The organism is Rossellomorea vietnamensis, from assembly GCF_008180415.1.
In the GTDB taxonomy this organism is placed as follows: domain Bacteria; phylum Bacillota; class Bacilli; order Bacillales; family Bacillaceae_B; genus Rossellomorea; species Rossellomorea vietnamensis_C.
In genome coordinates this window covers 50,238-64,868 of record NZ_VTEI01000017.1, presented here as the reverse complement: position 1 = coordinate 64,868, position 14,631 = coordinate 50,238, and the positions used below count along the sequence as shown (strand labels likewise).

The following is a 14,631-nucleotide window of genomic DNA, read 5'->3' as shown; positions in this document are numbered from 1 at the left end:
CCGCTTGGCATCGTAGTCGAGCTGGGCCTGCAGGGCATTATAAGGCTTACAGCGTTTTAGCTCGTAATGAATGGTGCTCTTGCTTCTTTTCAACTGTGCGGCAATATAGGAGAGCGACTTCTTTTCCAGGCAATAACTTTCAATTAATACACGTTCCTGTGGTACGATATGGGTATAGCTCATTTGGGAACACTCCTTAGTTGATTGGCGTTAACTATTGTGTACCCACTTGAGCTATTTTAATTTACGAGCCGTTCGACTTAATATGATAATCTATAAGAAGAAAAGTTGACTTTTTTCTTTGAAAGCATTGAATATGTTGCTTTGTTTATTTCGTTAGCTGCTTTCTCAACTAGTCGATGGAAAGAAGGATAGTGACCGGTGGCACATATTACTAGGATCCAGAGTTTGGATAGAAAATAGAGGAAAAGAGTTCCCTTATTAAAGAAAAAACACTGAAAATATCTTAAATAGGGGAATATATTTCCCTTAATTAACTATATAACTAGAAAAATCGTGCTTTTTTCACATATAAGAGTAAAAACTTCCTCTATTTACTCCAAAATGATTTTGAGTTTGCAATTAACGGAAAAAAGTTCCCTTATTATTACCGCTGGATCTTATTTTTAGAAAGTAACAGGCCTCTTTTACTATAAGATCCATTCGGGGTGGCCCACCTGTAACGAAAATCAACCCTTTTTGGTAAAACCTGAAGTAAAAAAGGCAGAATCGCTCTTTGGAGTGAACGATTATGCCTTTTTCCTTATTGTGAGAATTTTTCAGTGCACTCTGAATTTCAGGAAGCGCTTTTCCTACTAGCTCATTACCCCATATTCTCCGAAAACGCTGTTGATACTTTCGCAAATTCATTGTCGTCATCAATACCGGTCAGGTCGCCTTCAGAATCCACTTTCAAAAAGAAGATGTCCATGTCCTCCTGAGACTGTTCACGTACGTCATCTGCAAAGGCTACGGCTGCATAGTCATTTCCCTCAAGTGTCAACGTGGCAAGAACCTCAATATCCTGTTCCTGGTCGTCTTCGCCAATCAAAGTAAATATTTCTCCAACTTTTACTTTCTCCATTTATGATTCCCCTCTCTTCAATTAAACTGATTCAGATTCTTCTTCACTGTGCTGCCTGGCAATGTATGTACCGATTAACTCTTCCTCTTCTTCTTCTAGTTCAAAATCGAGGTATTTTTCAGTGGATTGTTCCATCAGATAATACTGGGCGACGCGTGCACCCTTTTCATCAACGGCATAAATCGCTTTGATCAAAAGACCATTTTCGGTATGCAGTTCGTCATCTTCCGGCACTTCCACTTCGAGAAGGTATTCATACCGTTCACCTTGGAGGATTCCCGTTGGATCTTCCAGGTGTTCAACTGTGTGTCCAGTAATTTTCATAAATGATGCATTCCTTTCGAAACTTCTATAGATTAATTTTAGTTAATTCCACGCAATTATACACGTATTCGACAAACTGTGCTGTAATATTTAAGATAAGTACTAAGGATGTTTAAAGGTAAGGGAAACTGTCGCATCTTGCGGTTTCCCGGGAAACTTTTCAAATAATTTCATTCAGAAGGAGAATCTCCATGTACAGCCATTTCACTGAAAAAGAAATCATTCAAAAATATCAGAAGGACGAAAAAATGATGATTCTTGCATTTGCTCAATGGTGCCGGAACAATGAACTGGATCCACAGAAGGTTTATACTAGAGCGTATCCTCACCAGGGGCAGAATCCTCTTTTGATAGAAGCACTTGATTCTACAGTCCCGAAAGAAGAATCTGATGAAATTCCCCTCTCTTCTCTGCTTTCCATTCTGGAAATGTACGGAAATGAAGAACTATGCTTTGTGATTACGGAAGAAATCGAAAAGAAATAGTGATTATTGAAGGACTGGTATTTCACTGACCGGAACAGCCAGTCCTTCAGGTTCCTTCCCACTGCCTATAGCCGGGACGGTCATGGCATAAACAACTCCTATCACCTTTCCATTGGAGTCTATAACAGGGCTGCCGCTATTCCCTTTTTCAATCGGTGCTGTCAGGTACAACCTGTCTTCTGCTCTGCTGATGTCACCTTCCATCACAATCTGGTTATAGGCAAGGGGGTTTCCGATGACATAGATGGAATCCCCCTTCCGCCCCCCTCTTTCTTCCTGGATTTCAAGGTAAGGAAGATCTTTTCCCTCCACTTCAAGTATGGCAATATCCAAATCAGGAAATTCTTCGGCCGGCTCTGCTTTCATAATATCACCACTGGGAAAGATCACCGTAATGGAAGCCATGTCTTCTATGACATGATAGTTAGTCACTATGGTTCCTTCCTCGGCAATATTGAAGCCTGTTCCCTTTACCCCGCTGCCTTCCAGAGTGACAACGGCTTCTTTATAATTTTGGATATTCTCTATTTTAGAAAGCTCATTGGATTTTTCAAGAAAAGAGAACGAAGGCAGATTGAATACCCTTACCCAGACGGCCAGGACGCTTACCACCAAACTAAGGGCAATGGCGTAGGCTGTCACTTTTGCAAAAAAAGATCTGGTTTTCTTTCTTGCAGGCGCCTCTTCCTCTTCTTCTGTTAAAAAATCTTCAAGATCAGGTTCATCGCTGAAAATATCTTTTTCTTCTTCATTTTGTGAATGAGGATTATTATGATTCTCCATAGGTTCCTCCGTTCGTTTTTTCCTAGTATAAGTGTAACGCAAAACAGCCTTCCATTACTAACATTAACTTTTCTTCCATCGTTCTTGGAATATTTATAGACTTTTAAAAATAGTAGTAGGTACTAGTACGCACTAATTATAAGGAGGAATTCGATGGGAAAGTTAATTTCTTTTTTCAACCGAATCATGCAGCGGTATCTGCCTGACCCCTTTTTGTTTGTAGTAATCCTTACCTTCATTGTTTTGGCTATGGGTCTGATCTTTACAGACAGCTCCGTTGTAAACATGGTTCAATTTTGGGGCGAAGGGTTCTGGGGGCTGCTGGCTTTTTCCATGCAGATGGTGCTTGTTCTTGTGACAGGTTATGTACTGGCAAGCAGTCCCATTTTTAAGAAAGGATTAGGGCTGCTGGCTTCCAAGGCGAAATCCCCTTCCCAGGCAATCATTATTGTCACGGTCGTCTCGATTATCGCCAGCTGGATCAATTGGGGATTTGGACTTGTAATAGGGGCTCTTTTTGCCAAGGAATTGGCCAGAAGGGTTAAAAATGTAGATTACAGGCTTTTAATTGCAAGCGCTTACAGTGGTTTTATCGTCTGGCACGGAGGCTTTTCGGGTTCTATCCCTTTGACCATCGCTACGGAAGGACATTTTTCTCAAGATTTAATTGGAATCATTCCTACCAATGAAACCATTTTTGCCTTATTTAATGTTGCAATTGTATTGGCTCTTTTCATCATACTTCCAATTCTAAACCGATTGATGATTCCTTCAAGAAGTGATACTGTGACTGTTGACCCGAAGATTCTTGAAGAAGATGATTCGGAGATGAGGACAGAATCCTTAAGTGCTAATACCCCGGCTGACCGACTGGAGAATAGTTTTATAGTGTCTTTATTAACCGGCATTATGGGAATCGCATTCTTACTATACTATTTTGTTCATAATGGATTTTTACTGAATCTCAATATTGTCAATTTCTTATTCTTATTCCTCGGCATCCTGTTTCACCGCACGCCAAGACGCTTTTTGGAAGCAGTTCTTAAAGCGGTTAAAGGAGCGAGCGGAATCATCATCCAATTTCCATTTTACGCAGGGATCATGGGGATGATGACAGCGTCAGGTCTTGCTGCTGTCATGTCTGAAGGATTTGTCTCTATCTCAAACGACTTTACCTTCCCGTTCTTTGCTTTCATCAGTGCCGGGATTGTCAATTTCTTTGTGCCTTCAGGAGGCGGGCAATGGGCAGTTCAAGCCCCAGTCATGCTTGAAGCAGCACAGACTCTCGGGGTGTCCACTGCCAAAACGGCAATGGCTGTCGCATGGGGAGATGCATGGACAAATCTTATCCAGCCATTTTGGGCATTGCCGGCCCTTGCTATTGCAGGGCTGAAAGCGAAAGACATTATGGGATTCTGCACCATTACGCTGGTAGTGAGCGGAATTGTGATTTCATTAGGTCTGTTGTTTCTGTAAGGCTCTTTTCGTATATTTTCTTGTTATTCGATATATAACTCGGAAATGATCGCCAGCAGAATTAACATCTTCTTGGTTAGAGAGAAAAACTCCGATTTTAGAATTCATAAAAGCGAAAGAGTTGAACCCAAATCGTAGAGCAAGACAAAAGACAAGCGGCCAGATTTCCTGACTGCTTGTCTTTATTTTTAGCTGTTTTCGCATACGAAGTTGCTTTCGGGAAAATCTATAGAGCCGGATTCCCCCCCCCCGGATACTAAGGGTTTTCTCTCAAATCTGGAAGAGCAATTCTTTTCTTTTCTATTTACCTGGTTCTTTCGGTGAATTTTAATTATTTTCTTCTATGTTAGTGTCAAATAACAACAAAGTTGACGAAAAGAGCCTTATTTTTTTGTCCTCGGGAATCCAGGTCTCCTTCTTGAAAAGAAATTTCCATTCACAGCGGCTACACCCGCAATTATTATCAGCCCTCCTGCAATGCTGGTTAACATGGCTTTTTCATGAAGGATGATGATGGCCGCGGCAAATGTAACGATCGGCTCAAGGTACAACAGCACGCCGGCTTGAGAAGCCTGAAGGACTTTCAAGGATTTAGCCCAGAACCAATAGCCTGTCCCCGAGACAAATATACCAAGAAACAGCAGATGCCCCCATTCTATTGCAGTCAATCCGGGAAGGCTCACCCACCCATGATTTCTAATTATAAAGGGCAAAGAAACGAGAAAGCCGATAAACGTGATGTAAAACGTCAGTGCGGTTGGCTCTAACGGTATTTTTAAACTTTTTAAAAGAACTGTATATACTGCCCAATTCAAGGTGCTGAGGAGCATAAGAAAAAAGCCTATGTTAAATGTAAAATTCCAACCGTCATCATTTCCTGCCGAAGTGACCATGATGACTCCCATGATGGCGGCTATGATGCCGAGAGACTTGCCAATACTCAATTTTTCATGTAAAAAAACCATAGAAAGCAGAACAGTGAATACAGGTGTAACGGAAATGAGCCATCCTGCCGAAGAAGCATCGATGAAAATAAGTGAAGTCGTCTGAAGCAGCTGGTGGCAGAACGTCCCCAGAATGGCGAGTATAAACAAGTGAGGGAAATAGCGTAAGGAAAACAAGATCCTTTCTCTCGTCAAGAGGATAACAGCGAGTAAGAACACCGCTCCTATCCCAAAACGAAAGACAATCAGTGTAAAAGGATCAAGTTTGCCCAAGACTATTTTTGCTGATACGAAAGAAACTCCCCAGAAAAAAATCGCCATTGCCGCATATAGTGAAGCAGCAATTTTGGCATTGTAATTACTCATCGATTTATCCCTTCCCGCCGTGGATTATACTTACACTATATGCTTGTCCATCTGAACCATTCCTAATAGAGAGCTGCATAAATGGAGAATTAAACACTGGATGAATGACCAATCAAGCCCTTCTGTTAGAACATATGCTGTATCAAAGGAGGGGAAAAATATGTATTATTACTTGCTGTTATTTCTAGCGGCGATTGGAGCAGGGTTTGCTCTGTTATTTGTAACAGGTGTTACTGCTGCAGGGTTTTTGGGTCCTCTAGGTGCTCCATTGGCAGGCTTGGCAGTAATTGTCATTGTGGTGTTCTCATTGGTGATTATTTATCTTGCTGTAAAGAAATTGTTTCAAAAAAGCTCTTACTAAAATTTACTGAGACTGCTTTCTGAGGGTCTCTTTTTTGTGAGATATATATAAGGTGATGTAGAATGAGGCAAAGGAGTGAAAGCCATCATGGAAAAGAAACTGGATCATATTGGCATTGCCATCAGAGATTTAGATAATGGCATACATATATATACAGAGGTGCTTGGAGGAGTTTTACTCGATCGATATCGGAGTGAAGCGGCAGGAGTGGAAAGTGAAATAGCCGTCATTGAACTTGGGAAGGACCGATTCGAACTCCTTTCCCCGACTAATAACACTACCTCCCCCATTGCCCGGTTCATCAGGCAAAAAGGTAAGGGAGTTCATCATGTTGCCTACAGGGTCGATAATTTGGATGTAGCTCTTGCAGAACTGGAGGAACAAGGTATCCGTACACTGGAGGACACTTTGCGAACCAATAAACATGGAAGAAGGCTCATCTATCTTAACCCCGCAGATACCGAAGGCACCATTATCGAGTATTGTGATTATCCAAATGAAAAATGAACAGCTGGTAACAGGTCACAGCGGCTTGGAGATAATTCTCATCTAGGAGATGATCTGCAAGCCTTTTTGAGAAGGCTGTTTTCGCAAAGATTGTGGCTTTGAGAAGTAATAGATCTCCGCTCCAGGCGGACGACTCCGCGGGGCGGGCGGTGAGCCTCCTCGGCTTCGCCTGTATAAAAAGTGGAAGCGCCCTGATCAGTCCCGACAGGCAAATGTTCTCAAGAGAAAAAAAGGCTGTTTTTCCTTTTATTCTCTCCGGGTTATATGACCCCGAGGGGCTGGGCGCTGGAACTAGATTGGGGGTGTCACCTGTCATCAAAAGTGGAAGCGCCTTGGTCAGTCCCGACAGGCAAATGTTCTCAAGAGAAAAAAAGGCTGTTTTTCCTTTTATTCTCTCCGGGTTATATGACCCCGAGGGGCTAGGCGCTGGAACTAGACGACCGCTAGTCCCGCAGGAGATCGTACGCCTGCAGCGAAGATCCTCTACGTAAAGGGCGTGAAGGTAGCATTCTAAAGCATCAATCATTTAGTTAAATAGAGAGTTTTGGCATTTATTATTATTTTTGAAAAATGCCATGAGCACCCCGCCTTATACTAATTTTTCTCTCTATATGTGAATCAGCTCATTCTTCCAGGATATTTCCTGTCAAGGGGCCTTTCTTACGAAGATCATATAAAATAGCAACAAACTATACGAAAAGAGCCTTTGAGCAATATAATACAAATCGTTATGGGTGAGGAGTGCTAAATTCCCTTTTCTATTTCAAGCTCAAGGTAAACAGGACAATGATCACTTCCGAGAGTATCCGTATTCATCCCTGCATCCGTCAAAGTGTGCTTAAGTCTGTCCGAAACGATAAAATAATCGATCCGCCATCCTATATTCCTCTCTCGTACCTTGCTCATGTAGGACCACCATGTATATGCCTGGTCTCTCTCAGGGTATATATGACGGAAGCTGTCGACAAAGCCTTCTTCAAGCAAAAGCGTCATTTTCTCCCGCTCTTGCAGGGTGAATCCTGAATTGCCATCATTGGATTTAGGATTCCGAAGATCGATTTCATTATGCGCTACATTCAAATCCCCGCAATAGATTACAGGTTTGACAGCATCTAATACTTTAATATAGGCTCTGACCCGTTCTTCCCAATTCAGTCTGTCTGCCAGTCTCGTTAGGTCCCTTTTTGAATTAGGAGTATAAACATTCAGCAGAAAAAAGTTCTCAAATTCCAAGGTGATAGACCGTCCTTCCGGTTCACTCTCCTCTTCGCCTATTCCATAAGAGACGGAAAGCGGCTTTTCTTTCGTAAAGACCGCTGTTCCGGAATACCCTTTTCGTTCAGCGTAATTCCAGTATTGATGGTAGTTGTCCAACTCCAGAGAAATTTGTCCTTCCTGGAGCTTGGATTCTTGTATACAAAAAATATCGGCATCTGTCTCATGGAAAAAGTCTAAAAATCCCTTTTTAACACAAGCCCTTATCCCATTAACATTCCAAGATACTAATTTCATAATTGCTTCTCTCCCGTTGATTTACTAGAGTCCTATTCTAACAGAAAACAGAGGCGGCTTCACGTTGTGAGAATTAACTATAGTGCGTTAAAGCGAAAAAGCGTACAATCCTTCAGGATTTGTACGCTTTTTTTTAATTACAAAGGAAATTATAAGATATCTCTTTGTGGATAACTCTTAGCATGTGGCTGATCAAGGCGCTTATGCTTTTGACCCAGAGCGCCTAGCCCCTCGGGGTCAAATAACCTTCAGTGAATCAAAGGAAAGCATTTATTATTTTTTCCTTTGATTCCTGCCTGTTGAAGAACCTCTGGCTGGTCGGCCGGCTGTTTTTCCCCTTGAAGTACCACTGCTGCGGGTCTTTCCGCCTTTGCTGCTTTTATCAGCAAACTTATGGAGAGAGCCTCGTGAAACTTCTTTGGATTCCAATACATTTGATTGTCTTCTACCTTTGGAAGAAGCTGATTTGGAAGTTTTACTGCTCCTGGGTTTATCGGAGGCTGCGGGCTTAGTGCCCCTGCTGTTTCTTGAGCGTGAACGATCCTCAGAGTTGTTCCGGCTGCCCCCTGTTTGTTTCTCTTTAGGGTTTCTTGCTCTGTCGGTACTTGGATTCTTAGCCGATTTTTGTTTTGGCTTCGAATCCCTTTCGGTTACATTCCCGATTGTCTGCTTAGGGAGCTTGATGTTCAAGTCCTTCTCAATTTGAGTAAGATCGTCCTTTTGGGCAGGAGAATAGAATGTAACGGCAAGGCCTGTTTCACCTGCTCTCCCTGTCCTTCCGATTCTGTGTACATAGCTGTCTGCATCTTCAGGAATATCGTAATTGAAGACATGTGTGACGCCCTCAACATCCAGGCCTCGAGCCGCCACATCAGTCGCGATCAATAATTGAAACTCGGCTTCACGGAACTTTTTCATTACCTTCTCACGTTTGGCCTGAGATAAATCACCGTGCAATTCATCACAGCTGAATCCGAACGAAACAAGTTCTCCATATAATTTAGATACTCTTCGTTTTGTTCTGCAGAAAATCACCGCAAGATAGGGTTGTTTTTCTTTTATCATATCGATAAGAGTGGATTGTTTCTCTCTGTCGTTCACGAAAACCGCCAATTGTTTCACACTCTTGGCTGGTCCTTGAGTTCTTTCCGCAGAAATATACTGTGGATTTTTCATATGTTTTTTTGAGAGAACCTTGATTTCATCCGGGATGGTCGCGGAAAATAAAAGAGTCTGCCTGGTCGCGGGAGTTTCCTTAATAATCATCTCGACTTCTTTCAAGAAACCTATGTGAAGCATTTGATCTGCTTCATCCAATACAAGTGTATCAATTTGTGATAAATCAATGGTTCCTCTCCCTATATGATCTAAGATTCTTCCGGGAGTTCCAACAACAATTCCCACATTTCTTTTTAGTTTACTAAGCTGCTTATCCACGTCTTGGCCGCCATACACAGGGAGAACACTGATTCCATCTATATGGCGGATCAGCTTTCGAACTTCTTCCGTTATTTGAAGGGCAAGTTCTCTGGTCGGCGTCACAATCAATGCCTGGATGCTTTGTTTGTCAAAATCAAACCTTTCGATGACCGGCAAGATAAAAGCAAGTGTTTTACCTGTTCCCGTTTGTGCTTGTGCAATTACGTCCTTATGCCCCATAACAGAAGGTATTGCTTTTTCCTGGATGGGAGTTGGAGTTGTAACATTATTTTTCTGAAGTCTTGAAGTAATCTCTTCAGAAATTCCTAATGATTTAAAGTCTTTCAAAATGGAATCCCTACTTTCACCTTTAAAAGGAAATATGCTGCTTTAAGTTTTTGAACTTTAGTATTTTCTATTTTGAATAGCTTTCTGCTTTTCCATCAAGCCGTGAGATTTTTCGATGATATCGGTTAGCACATCGCCTTTATATACTCTTCCAAGCTTCGTGTTTTTTTGATAATAGTCAACAATTTCATCAAGCATATCGGCTGTATCTTTGCTTATGCGGACATTCAACTGAATTCTGTTTGAATCACTCACAGTACTAAACTTCCCTTCATGACAGCTTTCTAGCACTTGTTATCAATCTGCTAGCAGTCTGATAACAGGCATATAGTGAATGATAGCACGTAATTCCTCATAATACAATTGCATTTATCGATATATGTCGGATATTGTCTTAGAAGCATTTAAAACAAAGTGGATTTTTGATAGCGATTTTTCATAAAGTTGATCAATCTATATTCCCCGATATATTTTTTGGGAAAACTAATAAAATGATTCATTGAATTTTGATGCTTTAAAAATAAGCATCTTTAATAGTTAATATAAAGAGAACGAAACATAAATACACAGTGCGGATCTTTTTAAAGAGGAGACTGTTCTTAATCCTAAATCTTTTTTGATGGTTGTATTCGTAGAGATGGATGCTTACAGATATCCAAGGGATAATAAGTTTTTTATCAAAAAAGGGAACAGCTCTTTTCTATATTGCATACCGGCTTAATTCAGTTAACCACTAGCTTTTTAGGCTTTCTTTTTCAAAAAGATCAGGAAAAGAGCTTTAAATACTATTTTATCCACCACCCGCTTTTGCGAAGAAGGATTGGAACGGAAAACCATTACTCTCTAGTAATACAACTTAAAAAAGTTTAGTTTAAAAAAGAAAAAACCTCACAGTAAACATGAGGTTTTTTCCTTCATACGCTAAAAAAAGGATTTCTCCACTCCATCAGTGCAGCATGGTTTCCTGATTCTTCGTCTTCAAGATAATCCGGTATGATACCGACAGGCAGACGTCCACATCGAAGCAAAAAGGAAATGACTTTGTCATGAAGTTCACCTTTGATAACTGCTTCGAGATATTGAGAAGCGGACATTACAGCTGCTCTTTCCCCGTATCCTGGCATTCTTCCCCCGCCCAGGAGACGCTCCAATCGAAGCTGTACAACCACTTCATACATAGACTGCATCAGGGCCTTGCCTAAACCAAGCCCTCTGAATGCGGGAGAGACACCGATGTCTACTATGTAGAGAGCATTACCATTAGGATTATGCGTATGAATATAACCGTCACTGGTCACTTCAGACCAAGAATGCTTTATATCCTGTGGGTCAAAATTAGTGATCATGCCTGTAATTGAACCTGCAATCTCTCCTTCCACCTCTATGCACAGAGCTCCTTCGGGAAATAACGCTAAATGGTTTGATAGTTGTTCCTCACTCCACCATAAGTCTGATGGGAATGGCGGCGGAAAGCTCTCCTGCTGAATCCTTATCAGACCTTGGAAGTCCGAATGTTTATACGTTCTAATGACAGCTTCAAGAGGCTGGTCTCTTTTGAAAACATACAGCTTTTTTCTATACAAATATAGAACCTCCCTGTCCTTTTAAATATAACGCTCTATCGGTTATTAAAGCAGCGTTCACTACTTCTGCCTCTATTCATCTTTTCCAATTGAAATGAATGACGATAGGAGCACATCCTATAATAAGTTATTTATTATTTTACCAAATTGAGTGTATATTGTGAAAGATCAGGGAATGGACTTTTTCTATCAGTCGCCTGACACATAGAAATAATTGGCTGGCGTATTTTTTTGGAAACCCTAATGGAAAGCCTTCTGAGAGGTTACATTAAGATAGAGCAGATTCTTGCTCAATCCTTCATCGGGAGTGAATCTACCATGGCAAGAAACAAACTTGTGGTTCCTGGATCAGAAAGAGTATTGAACCAGATGAAAGAAGAAATCGCCAATGAGTTTGGAGTAACACTTGGAGCAGATACGACCGCACGTGCCAACGGATCTGTTGGAGGAGAGATGACTAAGAGACTGGTCGCTCTTGCCCAGCAGACGTTAGCTGAAGGACAGAATCAGTAAAAGTTTATGTCCCCTTCGTTTTTGAAGGGGACTACACTATTTTATTAATGCTGTTTTCGCATAGATTGTTGCTTTCGGATATCCCCGGATACTAAGGGATTTCTCTCTAATCGGGGGAAAGCAGCTCTTTTCTTTTCATGATCACATGGTTATTAAGATGAATTATGATTAGTTTTTTTAGAAATAGCAACAAAGTTTACGAAAAGAGCCTTTATTAATAAAAAAGCCCCCGTTTCCGGGGACTTAGATAGTTCATTCGGTTAAGCTGCCTGGCATATTTTTTCCGTAAAAGATTTCATCCATTTCTAATTTTAGCTTATCGGTAATTTCCTTCACTTCATGTTCTTCCAGCTTGCTTTTGGTGTAACCAAACAGATAATTGTTTAAATCGAATTCCTTCAGTTTACATTTGGTGTGAAAAATATTTTGCGGATAGACATTTACATCTATCATGTCGTATTCCTCTTTAATTTCTTCAGGAATATAATTTTGAATCGAGTTGATATCATGATCAATGAATAACTTGCGTCCGCTGATATCCCTTGTGAATCCTCTCACTCTGTAATCCATCGTCATAACATCTGTCTCGAACGAATGAATCAGGTAATTTAGCGCTTTAAGTGGGGAAATCTCCCCGCATGTGGATACATCTATGTCAGCACGGAATGTACTGATTCCTTCATGTGGATGGTACTCCGGATAGGTGTGGACAGTGATATGGCTTTTATCGAGCTGCATGGTAACAGCTGAAGGAAGCGGCCCTGGTGACTCGTCGAAATGCTCATTCGGCACTTCCACAATCGGTCCTTCAGAAACAAGAATGGTGACAGAAGCACCTTGTGGGACGTAATCCTGTTTTGCTATATTGAGAACATGTGCCCCGATGATATCCGATACATTGGACAGAATCTTTGTGAGGCGGTCTGCATTATACTGTTCATCGATATATTCAATGTAAGCTTCACGCTCTTCTCTTGTGCGCGTATAACATATATCGTACATGTTAAAGCTTAATGATTTCGTCAGGTTATTAAATTCGTGGAGCTGTATTCTTTCTTCATGAGACATTTTCATAATATTTTCCCCCTATGTAATGATGCAGAAACGGTACGTTTCAACTCTTAGTTATTTGTTATGATACCCTGTCATTCAGAGAATAAAACGGTATTCTTTTTATATGGGTGATGCACCTAGTGAAACCCCTTTTTTAAGAAGAGGTTAGATGGCCTCAGCTTTAAAATACAGTGCAGCAACATTAAATTTCCAGTATAAAAAAGGTTGTTTAATATGTTTCAGAGTTTTTGATAACGGGGAATTCGGGTAAAATGGATATAAGATTGGAGCGTGGACAATGAGAAGATTACTGTTGCTCATTATAATTATAGTCGCAGCTTTTAACACCAAGCCTTATTGGGAAGATTATCTCGATTCTTCCTTTATGAATGATACAATTGCTAAATTTGATTCTTTTAAAGAAAATCCCGATGTGCAGGATGCCTTAACCAAAATCAATGACAAGATCGGATCCATCATTTATGGATTAGAAGGATCACTTCAAGATGTAAAAGAAGAAGTACAGAAGCCCAACGAAGATACAGAAGCGGTAGAGGTAAGCAAGCCGGAACTGACTAAGCCGGAGAATCAGGTGTTCTCCATTCATAACCTTGAAATTGGGGATACAAGAGAGGCGGTTGAGGAAATGATTGGAACTCCCGACCGCTCTTCCGTCAATGAATATGGAGTTGAATGGCATGCCTATCACCAGGATTATCATAATTTCCTCATGGCAGCTTTCGATGAAAATAATCAGATAAGCGCCCTATACACCAATCAGGATTTAATAGCTTCAGATTCAGGGATCGCTTTGAACAGCTCTAAAGATGAAGTACATGAAGTCCTTGGAGAACCTATTTCAAAAATCAGAAAAGGCCTTGTCTATTATCAACTGCAGGATGATGGTGAATATGAAATTTATCAACGGGACAGCAGTTATATTACGGTTTTTTATGATAAGCATGAAAGTGAAACCGTTACGGCACTGCAGGTTATTGACGAAGAAATGGAACAAGGCAAGAAAGATATCTACTCTGACGGAAGTTCTGAATTAAAGGAAGGCTTTGAGTACCAGCTCTTTGACCTTACAAATGCTACACGCGTCAATCATGGTCTTCCTTTATTATCGTGGGATGACCAGGTAAAGGTCACAGCACGGGCACACAGCTTGGATATGGCTGAGAACAACTACTTTAATCATACTAACTTGGAAGGCCAGTCGCCATTCGACAGAATGCAGGAGGACAATATTACCTTCACCGTTGCCGGCGAGAATCTGGCCTATGGACAATTCAGTTCTATCTTCGCCCATGAAGGTTTGATGAATTCAATGGGCCACAGAAAGAATATCATTAAGGAAGATTATGAATACCTCGGTGTTGGAGTCGCCTTTAACGAGGAATCACAGCCGTACTATACAGAGAACTTTTTTAGTAATTAACAATACCGTGCCTTTACCGGCACGGTATTTCTTTGGAGTTGTAATATTACACTATAAAAAATCCGCCTCCAATATGGAAGCGGATTTTTTATAGTAAGACTAGACTAGTTCGCAAAAAAGCTTGGTTAGAAAAACCTTAAAAGAAGCTTTTCTAAGGGACGTTTGGCTGAGTCAAAGAGTTTTTCTAGTAAGATAAGAAAGAATAAAATTCTTAGAGCGAGTATTAGGCAGCGTTTTTGAATCCAGCTCCAGCGCCCGAGGGTCCGTACCCACTGGAACGGACTTAGCCACTCGGGATCAAATAACCCCCGGAGAATAAAAGGAAAGACCGCCTTTTTTTCTCCGGGGAACATTTGCCTGTCGGGGCTAAAAGGGGCACTTGCGCTTTTTTTATAGCAAAGCGGCACTTCGGCTGAAATCTTTTCCTTGAAG

General features: G+C 41.1%; 17 protein-coding genes. 7 read left to right on the top strand and 10 right to left on the bottom strand.

All coding sequences use genetic code 11. From position 1 onward, the window contains the following. The 3 genes from FZC78_RS20925 to FZC78_RS20915 all read right to left on the bottom strand — a co-directional run. Nucleotides 1–183: helix-turn-helix domain-containing protein (locus tag FZC78_RS20925; protein ID WP_148941966.1), on the bottom strand; the 183-nt coding region annotated here is incomplete at its 3' end. 640 nt (nucleotides 184–823) lie between these two features. Beyond that, complete coding sequence (locus FZC78_RS20920; protein ID WP_148942029.1) at nucleotides 824–1,084, bottom strand: DUF1292 domain-containing protein; 261 nt, start codon at nucleotides 1,082–1,084, stop codon at nucleotides 824–826. A 21-nt stretch (nucleotides 1,085–1,105) separates the two neighbouring features. Further along, nucleotides 1,106–1,408 carry a DUF6509 family protein gene (locus FZC78_RS20915; RefSeq protein WP_148942028.1) on the bottom strand — a complete coding sequence of 101 codons (303 nt, stop codon included), beginning with the start codon at nucleotides 1,406–1,408 and terminating at the stop codon, nucleotides 1,106–1,108. Between the two features lie 191 nt (nucleotides 1,409–1,599). Between FZC78_RS20915 and FZC78_RS20910 the strand changes: the two genes are divergently transcribed. Continuing rightward, nucleotides 1,600–1,893, top strand: coding sequence for a hypothetical protein (locus FZC78_RS20910; protein ID WP_148942027.1), 294 nt, complete (start codon nucleotides 1,600–1,602; stop codon nucleotides 1,891–1,893). A gap of 3 nt (nucleotides 1,894–1,896) precedes the next feature. On the opposite strand, the gene FZC78_RS20905 is transcribed toward FZC78_RS20910, so the two are convergent. Beyond that, the gene (locus FZC78_RS20905) at nucleotides 1,897–2,676 is read right to left on the bottom strand and encodes a S1C family serine protease (protein WP_148942026.1); all 780 of its coding nucleotides are present in this window, start codon (nucleotides 2,674–2,676) and stop codon (nucleotides 1,897–1,899) included. Between the two features lie 153 nt (nucleotides 2,677–2,829). Here FZC78_RS20905 and FZC78_RS20900 point away from each other — a divergent pair, with 153 nt between their 5' ends. Then, on the top strand, nucleotides 2,830–4,152 hold the full coding sequence (locus tag FZC78_RS20900; protein ID WP_148942025.1) for a short-chain fatty acid transporter: 1,323 nt from the start codon (nucleotides 2,830–2,832) through the stop codon (nucleotides 4,150–4,152). 383 nt (nucleotides 4,153–4,535) lie between these two features. Here FZC78_RS20900 and FZC78_RS20895 read toward each other — a convergent pair whose 3' ends face one another. Continuing rightward, nucleotides 4,536–5,462, bottom strand: coding sequence for a DMT family transporter (locus tag FZC78_RS20895; protein WP_148942024.1), 927 nt, complete (start codon nucleotides 5,460–5,462; stop codon nucleotides 4,536–4,538). A 160-nt stretch (nucleotides 5,463–5,622) separates the two neighbouring features. Here FZC78_RS20895 and FZC78_RS20890 point away from each other — a divergent pair, with 160 nt between their 5' ends. From FZC78_RS20890 to FZC78_RS23935, 3 genes are all read left to right on the top strand, one after another. Then, the gene (locus tag FZC78_RS20890) at nucleotides 5,623–5,823 is read left to right on the top strand and encodes a hypothetical protein (protein WP_148942023.1); all 201 of its coding nucleotides are present in this window, start codon (nucleotides 5,623–5,625) and stop codon (nucleotides 5,821–5,823) included. A gap of 87 nt (nucleotides 5,824–5,910) precedes the next feature. Further along, a complete protein-coding gene (locus tag FZC78_RS20885; protein WP_148942022.1) occupies nucleotides 5,911–6,330 on the top strand; it encodes a VOC family protein in 420 nt (139 codons plus the stop codon). A gap of 149 nt (nucleotides 6,331–6,479) precedes the next feature. Further along, nucleotides 6,480–6,821, top strand: coding sequence for a hypothetical protein (locus FZC78_RS23935; protein WP_187445041.1), 342 nt, complete (start codon nucleotides 6,480–6,482; stop codon nucleotides 6,819–6,821). 253 nt (nucleotides 6,822–7,074) lie between these two features. On the opposite strand, the gene FZC78_RS20880 is transcribed toward FZC78_RS23935, so the two are convergent. The 4 genes from FZC78_RS20880 to FZC78_RS20865 form a co-directional block, all read right to left on the bottom strand. Further along, a complete protein-coding gene (locus FZC78_RS20880) occupies nucleotides 7,075–7,842 on the bottom strand; it encodes an exodeoxyribonuclease III (RefSeq protein ID WP_148942021.1) in 768 nt (255 codons plus the stop codon). 273 nt (nucleotides 7,843–8,115) lie between these two features. After that, nucleotides 8,116–9,609, bottom strand: coding sequence for a DEAD/DEAH box helicase (locus FZC78_RS20875; RefSeq protein WP_148942020.1), 1,494 nt, complete (start codon nucleotides 9,607–9,609; stop codon nucleotides 8,116–8,118). Nucleotides 9,610–9,666: 57 nt separating this feature from the next. Next, a complete protein-coding gene (locus FZC78_RS20870; RefSeq protein WP_148942019.1) occupies nucleotides 9,667–9,864 on the bottom strand; it encodes a hypothetical protein in 198 nt (65 codons plus the stop codon). A gap of 659 nt (nucleotides 9,865–10,523) precedes the next feature. Further along, the gene (locus FZC78_RS20865) at nucleotides 10,524–11,192 is read right to left on the bottom strand and encodes a GNAT family N-acetyltransferase (RefSeq protein WP_148942018.1); all 669 of its coding nucleotides are present in this window, start codon (nucleotides 11,190–11,192) and stop codon (nucleotides 10,524–10,526) included. A gap of 318 nt (nucleotides 11,193–11,510) precedes the next feature. Between FZC78_RS20865 and FZC78_RS20860 the strand changes: the two genes are divergently transcribed. Continuing rightward, a complete protein-coding gene (locus FZC78_RS20860) occupies nucleotides 11,511–11,705 on the top strand; it encodes an alpha/beta-type small acid-soluble spore protein (RefSeq protein WP_148942017.1) in 195 nt (64 codons plus the stop codon). 252 nt (nucleotides 11,706–11,957) lie between these two features. Here the strand turns inward: FZC78_RS20860 and speD are convergent, their stop codons facing one another. Then, complete coding sequence (gene speD, locus FZC78_RS20855) at nucleotides 11,958–12,779, bottom strand: adenosylmethionine decarboxylase (protein WP_148942016.1); 822 nt, start codon at nucleotides 12,777–12,779, stop codon at nucleotides 11,958–11,960. A 277-nt stretch (nucleotides 12,780–13,056) separates the two neighbouring features. On the opposite strand from speD, the gene FZC78_RS20850 reads away from it, so the two are divergent. Continuing rightward, a complete protein-coding gene (locus FZC78_RS20850) occupies nucleotides 13,057–14,199 on the top strand; it encodes a CAP-associated domain-containing protein (protein ID WP_187445039.1) in 1,143 nt (380 codons plus the stop codon). The last annotated feature ends 432 nt before the right edge of the window (nucleotides 14,200–14,631 follow it).

Coding starts and splice junctions, on each gene's coding strand:
- FZC78_RS20920 (WP_148942029.1), bottom strand. CDS start 1,084: ATGGAGAAAGTAAAAGTTGGAGAAATATTTACTTTGATTGGCGAAGAC.
- FZC78_RS20915 (WP_148942028.1), bottom strand. CDS start 1,408: ATGAAAATTACTGGACACACAGTTGAACACCTGGAAGATCCAACGGGA.
- FZC78_RS20910 (WP_148942027.1), top strand. CDS start 1,600: ATGTACAGCCATTTCACTGAAAAAGAAATCATTCAAAAATATCAGAAG.
- FZC78_RS20905 (WP_148942026.1), bottom strand. CDS start 2,676: ATGGAGAATCATAATAATCCTCATTCACAAAATGAAGAAGAAAAAGAT.
- FZC78_RS20900 (WP_148942025.1), top strand. CDS start 2,830: ATGGGAAAGTTAATTTCTTTTTTCAACCGAATCATGCAGCGGTATCTG.
- FZC78_RS20895 (WP_148942024.1), bottom strand. CDS start 5,462: ATGAGTAATTACAATGCCAAAATTGCTGCTTCACTATATGCGGCAATG.
- FZC78_RS20890 (WP_148942023.1), top strand. CDS start 5,623: ATGTATTATTACTTGCTGTTATTTCTAGCGGCGATTGGAGCAGGGTTT.
- FZC78_RS20885 (WP_148942022.1), top strand. CDS start 5,911: ATGGAAAAGAAACTGGATCATATTGGCATTGCCATCAGAGATTTAGAT.
- FZC78_RS20880 (WP_148942021.1), bottom strand. CDS start 7,842: ATGAAATTAGTATCTTGGAATGTTAATGGGATAAGGGCTTGTGTTAAA.
- FZC78_RS20860 (WP_148942017.1), top strand. CDS start 11,511: ATGGCAAGAAACAAACTTGTGGTTCCTGGATCAGAAAGAGTATTGAAC.
- speD (WP_148942016.1), bottom strand. CDS start 12,779: ATGAAAATGTCTCATGAAGAAAGAATACAGCTCCACGAATTTAATAAC.
- FZC78_RS20850 (WP_187445039.1), top strand. CDS start 13,057: ATGAGAAGATTACTGTTGCTCATTATAATTATAGTCGCAGCTTTTAAC.